The organism is Streptomyces sp. NPDC055140, assembly GCF_053607285.1.
Genome location: NZ_JBSGTG010000084.1, coordinates 1 through 7454 on the forward strand (window position 1 = coordinate 1; position 7454 = coordinate 7454).

Genomic DNA, 7454 nt, shown 5'->3' on the forward strand with positions numbered 1-7454 from the left:
GCGCAGGGCGTCCAGCGTGCGCGCCCGGATCACGACTTCGAGTTCGGCGCGGTCCGGTACTGCGGTGGGCGCGTCACCCCCGTGCAGCAGCACGGCGTTGACGCGTACCGCGTCCTCGTCGCGGAAGGTGTCCCGCTGGGCGTCGATCGCGCTGATCGCCAGCGTCGCCGACTTCAGGGCGTTCACCCCGTGCCAGGGGGATGAACCGGCGTGGCTGGCCCGGCCGGTGAAGACGATCCGCTTCACCACCGAGCCGTTGTGGCTGTCCCCGACGCTGAGGCGGGCGGGCTGCCCCGACGTGTGGCACAGCATCGCCATGTCCACATCATCGAAGGCGCCCCGGGCGAGCAGGTCAGCCTTGCCGACCAGGTGCTTCAGCTCACCGGCCCGTACCCGCTCGCGTCGCCATTCCAGCTCCACGCTCTCCTCGGCCGGCACCGCGAGGAACACCATGTCCCCGTCCAGGTGCTGCCGGACGGCGGCCAGGCCGACCGCCGCACCGATCATCGACGCCACCTGGGCGTGGTGGCCGCAGGCGTGGGCGGCACCGGTCTCCGGGTCGGCGAGCGGGTGCCGGGGCAGCACCAGGGCGTCCAGTTCACCGAGCACGGCGACGGTGGGCCCCGGCGTACGCCCCGACATGCGCGCCTTCACCCCGGTGAGGGAGAGGCCGCTCTCGAAGGGGAGCCCGAGCTCTGCGAACCAGCCAGCCACCGTCGCGGCGGCCCGGTGCTCACGGAAACCGGTCTCCGGGTGGCGCTGCAGGTCCTCACTGAGGTCCAGCAACCGTTCCCGGCAGGCCTCGATCGCCGCGCGCGCCCGCTCCTTGAGCTGCACGGCCGGTACGGGGCCGGGTACGGAGGCAGTCACGCGGCAGTCACCGCGACGGCCGGGGCGGACTTCTTCTCCGACAGGTCCAGATGACGGCCGAGGCCGGCCCGGAACGCCTCCGGGGTCTGCGGGGTGACCAGCGCGCCGACGATTGCCAAGACGCAGCCGACACCGAGGAAGGAGAAGGCCACACCGTAGGAGAAGTGCTCGGCGAGGAAGCCCATCACGAACGGGGAGATGGCCCCGGCCAGTTGGCCGCCGAAGTTCACCATGCCGCCGCCGACACCCGCGTACTCGGGCGGCAGCATGCGTAGCGGCAGACCGAAGATCTGCATGTAGGCGAGGTACATCACGAGAGTCCCGCAGGTCTCCCACGCGATGAATTCGGTGGCCGACCCGGCGCGCACCATCATCACGAGCAGACCGGCCGTGACCAGCATGACGGGGATGACCACGCGACGGTGGTTGCCCTGGAAGAAGCGGTCGAAGAGGTAGCCGCCGACCATCATGCTGATCGCCGCGGCGACCCACGGGACACCGGACATCAGGCCGACGCCGGTGAGCGAGACGTGCTTGTTCTCGCGCAGGTAGGACGGCACCCAGGAGACCAGGCCCCAGCCGATGATGTTGAACCCGCAGAACATCAGGGTGAAGCGCCACATCATCGAGGACTTGAGCAGTCCCATCGCCTGCCGCAGCGACACCTGGGCGACCGGCTCCGGGGCGGTCTTCTTCCCGGACGCGGCGGCCAGCTCCTCGGTCGTCAGCGGCTTGGGCATCCCCTTCCACAGCACGAACACGATCATCAGGCCGAGGATGGACACCGCCCAGAACGCCCCGCGCCAGCCGAAGGCGACGATGAGCGGCGCGGCGACGATGGGGGCGATCGCGGAGCCCAGCGGGTTGGACGCGGACATGATGCCGTTGGCGGTCAGCCGCTGCTTTGGGGTGGTGCGCTCGCTCAGCGCCTTGATGGATGCGGCCGGGTACATGCCCTGGAAGATGCCGAAGACGGCCCGGATCGCGATCATCGACGTCAGGCCCACGGCCAGTCCGCTGGTGGCGGTAAAGATCGTCCAGCCGCCGGCGGCCAGCAGCATGGTGCGGCGGGCCCCCTTGGTGTCGGCGAGGATGCCGCCGGGGATCTGCATCAGCGCGTAGGTGATGAAGAAGGCGGTGAGGATCAGGCCCTGCATCGTGGTGCTGAGGCCGAACTCGTCACCGATGTCAGGCAGGGCAAGGGTAATCACCAGCCGGTCGATGTAATCGATCAGCCAGGTCATGAAAAGCACGGCGACGGCGGCCACGGCCACTCGCTTGGCTGAGCGTGCCCTGGAGCTCTTGCCCTCTGTCATCTTCCACCTCCACGCAGATTCCGGTCGTTCACAACCCGGTACCGGTCGCCGGGTCGTGGTCAGTAGTGTGCAAACCCGGCGTACCCCCATGGCTTGTGGAGGGCGAAGAGGTTTTCGGGATTTTCTCGTGCTTGACAACAAGTACGTCCGGTCCGAGGGCGAAGAGCTGTACGGCGGCGTTCAAGCGCTCGTAAGGATCGCCCAGATCGAGCCCGGTCAGCTCACGGATACGACCCAACCGGTAACGCAGGGTGTTGGTGTGGACGTTCAGCTCCCGCGAGACCCTGGCGGTGTCCCCGAAGGCGTCCAGGTACACCGCCAGGGTCTCGGTGTACGCGGTGCCGCGCCGCTGATCGTGCGCGCGCAGCCGGTGCACGGGACCGTCCTGGAGCCGCCGGTCGGCGGTGACGGCCTCGCCCAGCAGCAGCAGGTTGGCCGTGCCGCGTACGTCCTCCAGGCAGGCGCTGCGGACCTCGCCGCGCCTGGCCAGGGCCCGTACCACCAGCTCCGCCTCCATCCGGCTGGCGGGCAGCTCCCCCAGGTGGGGCACGCAGGGCCCGATCCCGATACGCGGCCGGGCCCCGACGGCCTCCGCGACGGCGGCGCCGACCCCGTCCGCCGCCCGCCGCATCCCGTCCCGGTCGGCCGGACCCACCAGGGCGAGGACGACCCGGGAGGGCCCGGTGGTGGCCAGCGCGCGCCACCGGTAGCCGGCGAGATGGCGCAGCGCCTCCTCGCGGGCCCGGTACAGGTCGGCGGCACCGAGACGGGCGTCGTGCGAGGACAGGTCCGCGATCATCACGGAGACCGGCGTGCCGGGTTCGACGGCCAGATGGGACGCGGCCAGGCGCGGGTCGACGTCCCCGAGCAGGGCCCGGCCGAACAGTTCCTCGTCCAGCCGGCGCCGGGCCACCTCTTCCTGGTCGAGGCCGAGCAGCACACCGACAGCGACCGTCGCGGCTTCCGCGAGCAGCACAGTGGCGTTCCCGGCCAGCGGTTCGGCGCCCTCGGCCACCCAGATCGAGCCGAGGTTCTCCGTCCCGGCGCGCACCGCCGCCGCGAGCCTGCGTCCCGCGCCCATCTCGGGCACGGCCGCCACGTCGACCACCTCGGAGCCGGACCAGAGACGCCGGTAGACACCGAGTTCGACCAGCCGGGCCCGGTACCCGACCGGGCCGTGCTGGTCGAGCACGGCCGCCCGGCGCATCTCGTCGTCCCCGGGGCCCAGGCGGGAGGCGGCGAGCAGTTCCTGACCGGGCGTGAAGATCATCACCGAGCCGTTGACGAGCCGGGAGAGGGAGTTGGCGAGGCTCACCAGGTCGTGCCGGCGGCCGAACATCGCGGCCCGCCCGGTCCCGGGGCCCATGCGTACGGCCAGCAGGGCGCGCAGCCGTCCGATCAGGTCGGTCCAGTCCTGGTCGGCCGCCAGGGCCAGGACTGCCACCCCGTGCTCCGTACCGAGAGCGCCCGCGTCGCGGAGCCCCGTACCGTCCCCGCCGTTCTTGACGATCACCGCGCTCGCGCCGCTCCCGGCCGCCGCGCGGATCAGTTCCCGCGCCTCGCCGCCGGTCCCGATGCCCAGCAGCAGTCCCCCGGGCCGGTCCGGTCCGCTGTGGCCCGGACCAGCCGGGCCCTCGTGTACGGCCAGGGTGCGGACGGGTACTCCCAGACCGTGCGGGGCGGCCCACATGGCGACGGTTCCGGGGCCCAGGCAGTCCACCACGGTGGCCAGGGTCACAGGGGCGTCGGCACTCGTCTGCCCGGCAGCGCCGGAGTTCTCCGGGTTGTGGTCAGACACGGCCGATCAGCTCCAAAACTTGGGGGGTCGCACAAACCATCGCATGCCGCGGCGGGGCAATCATGCAGAGGCGTATCCCCACGGAAGCCGCGCCAAAGGAGTCCCGCCGTGCCCGCACCCCATGCCCTCGATCCGCGTGATCTGCTCCACCGGCTCACCGCCGAGACCCCGTCCATGATCGCGGATCTGGAACGGCTGGTGGCCGCCGAGTCGCCGTCCTCGGACGGGGATGCCCTGAGTGCGTGCCGTGACGTCCTGGCCGAGATCGGCACCCGTCTCCTCGGCACCGCCCCCTCGGTCCTGCCGGACGACCCCACCGACGGGCGCCCCGGCGGGCTGCTGTGGCGCTTGGGCCCGGCCGACGCGCAACCCGTACTGCTGGTGGGGCACTTCGACACGGTGTGGCCGCGCAATACACTGCAGCGCCGCCCGTTCCGGGTTGACGGCGCCCGGGCGACGGGCCCCGGCGTCTTCGACATGAAGGCCGGCCTGATCCAGGGCCTGTACGGTGTGGCGCGGCTGCGCGAGATGTCCGGCGAGGACCCCTCCGTCGCGTTCCTGGTGACCGCCGACGAGGAGATCGGCTCCCCGGCCGGCGGCCGCGTCGTGACCGAGTGGGCGCGCAAGTCCCGTGCGGCGCTGGTGCTGGAGGGCGCGGCGGACGACGGCGCGCTGAAGCACGCCCGCAAGGGCTGGTCGTTCTACGACATCCGCGTTGAGGGTGTCGCCGCGCACGCGGGCCTGGAACCCAGCAAGGGCCGCAACGCCCTGACCGACCTCGCCCGGATCGTCGTCGCGCTGGAGTCCCTCGCCGCGGACGACGACCGGATCACCGTCACACCGACGATGGCCCACGCGGGCACGACACAGAACACCGTTCCCGACCGCGCTTACGTCACCGTCGACGTCCGCGTCCCCGATGTCGTGGCCCAGAAAGAGATCGACGCCGAACTGCGCCGTCTCGTGGCCGAAACAGCGCAGCTCCCGTACGAGATCACGGGCGGCCCCAACCGCCCGCCCCTGGAGGAGGCCTCAGCCACGGACCTGCTGGAGACGGCCCGTATCTGCGCCGACGACCTGGGCCTGGACTGGCCCGGCTCGGCGGCGGTGGGCGGCATCTCCGACGGCAACCTGTGCGCGGCGGCGGGCACCCCCACCCTGGACGGCCTCGGCGCCGTGGGCGGCGGACCGCACGCTGAGCACGAGTGGGTCGACGTGAGCTGCATGGCGGAGCGGGCGGCCCTGGTCGGGCGGATGGTGGGGAGCCTGCCGGAGGAGTGAGCCCTGGGCGGGTGCGGGTTACGGGCCCGTACGGTCTCCGGTGTAATTGATGATCGCGGCAGCACCTGACCGGCGTAGACGAGATGATCCTCTCGCTGTCCGCGAAGGGCCTCACGCACGGCGAGATCTCCGCGCATCTGGCCGAGGTCTACGGCGCGAACGTGTCCAAGACGACCATCACCGCGATCACCGGCAAGGTGATGGACGGCATGGCGGAATGGCCGAGTCGGCCGCTCGACCGCGTCTACCCCCTTTTGCACCGGCATGAAGTAGTTCAAGTACGTACCGCCGGAGGAGGAGTTGCACACCGTCTCGTCAGTGCCGCCGGAGAGCAGGCCCAGGGCCGTTGAACCGTTGAGTGCTGGCCCTCCGCTGTCGCCGCCTAGAGCGCAGACGTTCGACTCGAACAGGCCCTCCACCTGGGCGCCCCCGATGTTGACCGTTATACGCGGGTTGGTGACGCTGCCCGTCGTATCTTGACTGGAGACTCCGATCCGGTCGCTCCACGCATGCGCGGCGGCGTTCGGTGTTGCGGCGGAGTCTGCCGAAGTTGTTCATCCACGAGTTCGTGCGCTCTACCACCCAGCGGCCGTCAGTCTGGATCGGGCTCTGTGGACGGCGGATCGGGTTTTAGTCGGTGATGTACCAATTGCTCTTAAGGTACTCCAGGGTGCTGCTGCCGAGCTCGCTCTCGGAGAAGGTGACGGAGGCCCTGATCGCTTCGGTTGGGATCTCGACCTTGTCGGGGGCCAGCACAGCGACGCGCTGCGGGTCGACCGTCGCGGTTCGCAGGGCCTTCTTCTGCGCAGGCGAGATCATCTGGAACGTGACGACGAACGTAGACGTGCACGGGCCGAACCCCTGGTCCTCTGCTTGCTTCGCGGCGGGCCCGGCCACTTCGCAGACGGTGTTGATGTCCTCACGGCCCACAGCATGGAGGTACTGCTCGTACCGCTGGATCGCGCCCTCCTTCGTCCTGGGCGCGGGCTGGTCCCCGGTCGGCTCGGCCGACGGCTTCTCGGTCCGAGGGGACGAGGACGGCGTGGCCGACGGTTCTTCGGGCCGTGCCGATTCGGACGACTGCGAAGGCTTCGCGGCCGTGGAGGTGTCTTCTTCCGACTTCTCCGGACCGCACGCGCACGCCGCCAGCGCCACGCAAGTCGATACCGCCACGCTCACCAGTGTCCGAACTCGCATCCAGTCCCCCTCGGCAACAGTCGGCAGCAAAGGAGGACACGCGAGATCTGGGGGAACGGTTCCTGAGCCGGTCCGTATGACATTCGATCGTGGTCGCCCCAGTTGGCACCGAGTCGTTTCACGTCAGGAACTCCGAGCAGAGCCAGAATTCGGGATCGGCATGAACGTCCTCGGCCCGTTCCGCGGTTTGTCCGGCGGCCGTCGTACTGCTCGTACAGCGTCTTCTCGCCCGCCGAACCCGAGCCAGACGACGGACAGTCCCTGCGGGTTCCAGTCCTGCGGGTTGAGGGCGGGCGGCCACCGCGGTCGTCGCCGGTCGACCCGGCCGTGATCAACAGCGGTACAACCCTGTCCCCTTCAAGATCGTCTGCTTGTCGAGGAGTTGGACCGTCCGGCTCCCCGACATTCTTGGGGGATGCAATGCACAGAGTCTCCGTCGGCCGCGCCCTGTGGCTGGGAGCGTGCGGTGCCGCGGTCGCGGGCCTGTTCGTGATCGGCCTGGGAGCTGGGACTGCAGCGGCCTCCGACACGCTGTGGATCCAGTCGCCGTACGAGCTGAACGTGCCGCTCGGCGTCGATGGCGGCGAGGCCCCGGCCCGCTCGCTCGACCTCGGGCTCTACCACGACAACAGTAACGTCTCGGTCACCGACGGGCGGGTGTACCGGCAATGGCCGGCCGCCTGCATGGTCGCTTCTGTCGTCATGCATCGGAACCTACCTGGGAGGACTGACAGTTGAGCCCGCTTGCTCTTTGCGGTGTCCCTCGCCAGCGGTTTCGGTGTACGCCGATCCGCCCTGGCGGCGAATCCGCTTTCCCTGCGCCGCTCACGCGGGAGGTTCATTTCCTCCCCCGGCTAAAGCCGGGGGTATCCACGAAGGAAAAACGATGAACATCACCTGGACCGACCGCCCGAGGTACAGCGCATCGCTCCGACGCCGACGCCGACGGTGACCGGCCGCACCGAGCTGTGGCGCGAGCAACTATTCCTGGC

Annotated in this window: 6 protein-coding genes and 2 pseudogenes; 3 read left to right on the plus strand and 5 right to left on the minus strand. The window is 70.1% G+C overall.

All coding sequences use genetic code 11. The features are described 5' to 3' along the window. From ACWFR4_RS46960 to ACWFR4_RS46970, 3 genes are all read right to left on the minus strand, one after another. A partial coding sequence (locus tag ACWFR4_RS46960; RefSeq protein ID WP_453657890.1) for a M20/M25/M40 family metallo-hydrolase occupies positions 1-870 on the minus strand: 870 nt, incomplete at its 3' end. Continuing rightward, positions 867-2186 carry an MFS transporter gene (locus tag ACWFR4_RS46965; RefSeq protein ID WP_453657892.1) on the minus strand — a complete coding sequence of 440 codons (1320 nt, stop codon included), beginning with the start codon at positions 2184-2186 and terminating at the stop codon, positions 867-869. The genes ACWFR4_RS46965 and ACWFR4_RS46960, both read right to left, overlap by 4 nt. A gap of 28 nt (positions 2187-2214) precedes the next feature. Then, on the minus strand, positions 2215-3984 hold the full coding sequence (locus tag ACWFR4_RS46970) for a PucR family transcriptional regulator (protein WP_453657894.1): 1770 nt from the start codon (positions 3982-3984) through the stop codon (positions 2215-2217). Positions 3985-4092: 108 nt separating this feature from the next. Between ACWFR4_RS46970 and ACWFR4_RS46975 the strand changes: the two genes are divergently transcribed. Beyond that, the gene (locus tag ACWFR4_RS46975) at positions 4093-5265 is read left to right on the plus strand and encodes a M20/M25/M40 family metallo-hydrolase (protein WP_453657896.1); all 1173 of its coding nucleotides are present in this window, start codon (positions 4093-4095) and stop codon (positions 5263-5265) included. A gap of 56 nt (positions 5266-5321) precedes the next feature. After that, a pseudogene (locus ACWFR4_RS46980) lies at positions 5322-5591 on the plus strand (transposase); the annotation flags it as partial. Positions 5592-5766: 175 nt separating this feature from the next. On the opposite strand, the pseudogene ACWFR4_RS46985 reads toward ACWFR4_RS46980, so the two are convergent. Further along, positions 5767-5886: pseudogene (locus ACWFR4_RS46985) on the minus strand (IS5/IS1182 family transposase); the annotation flags it as partial. A gap of 9 nt (positions 5887-5895) precedes the next feature. Continuing rightward, positions 5896-6438: a hypothetical protein gene (locus tag ACWFR4_RS46990; RefSeq protein WP_326715485.1), complete on the minus strand. Its 543-nt coding sequence runs from the start codon at positions 6436-6438 to the stop codon at positions 5896-5898. A 444-nt stretch (positions 6439-6882) separates the two neighbouring features. Between ACWFR4_RS46990 and ACWFR4_RS46995 the strand changes: the two genes are divergently transcribed. Next, positions 6883-7200 carry a hypothetical protein gene (locus tag ACWFR4_RS46995; RefSeq protein ID WP_453657899.1) on the plus strand — a complete coding sequence of 106 codons (318 nt, stop codon included), beginning with the start codon at positions 6883-6885 and terminating at the stop codon, positions 7198-7200. Positions 7201-7454 lie beyond the last annotated feature (254 nt).

Bases quoted from the DNA above. Each gene is read 5' to 3' on its own strand.
- ACWFR4_RS46995 (WP_453657899.1), top strand. From the start codon at position 6,883: ATGCACAGAGTCTCCGTCGGCCGCGCCCTGTGGCTGGGAGCGTGCGGT.
- ACWFR4_RS46965 (WP_453657892.1), bottom strand. From the start codon at position 2,186: ATGACAGAGGGCAAGAGCTCCAGGGCACGCTCAGCCAAGCGAGTGGCC.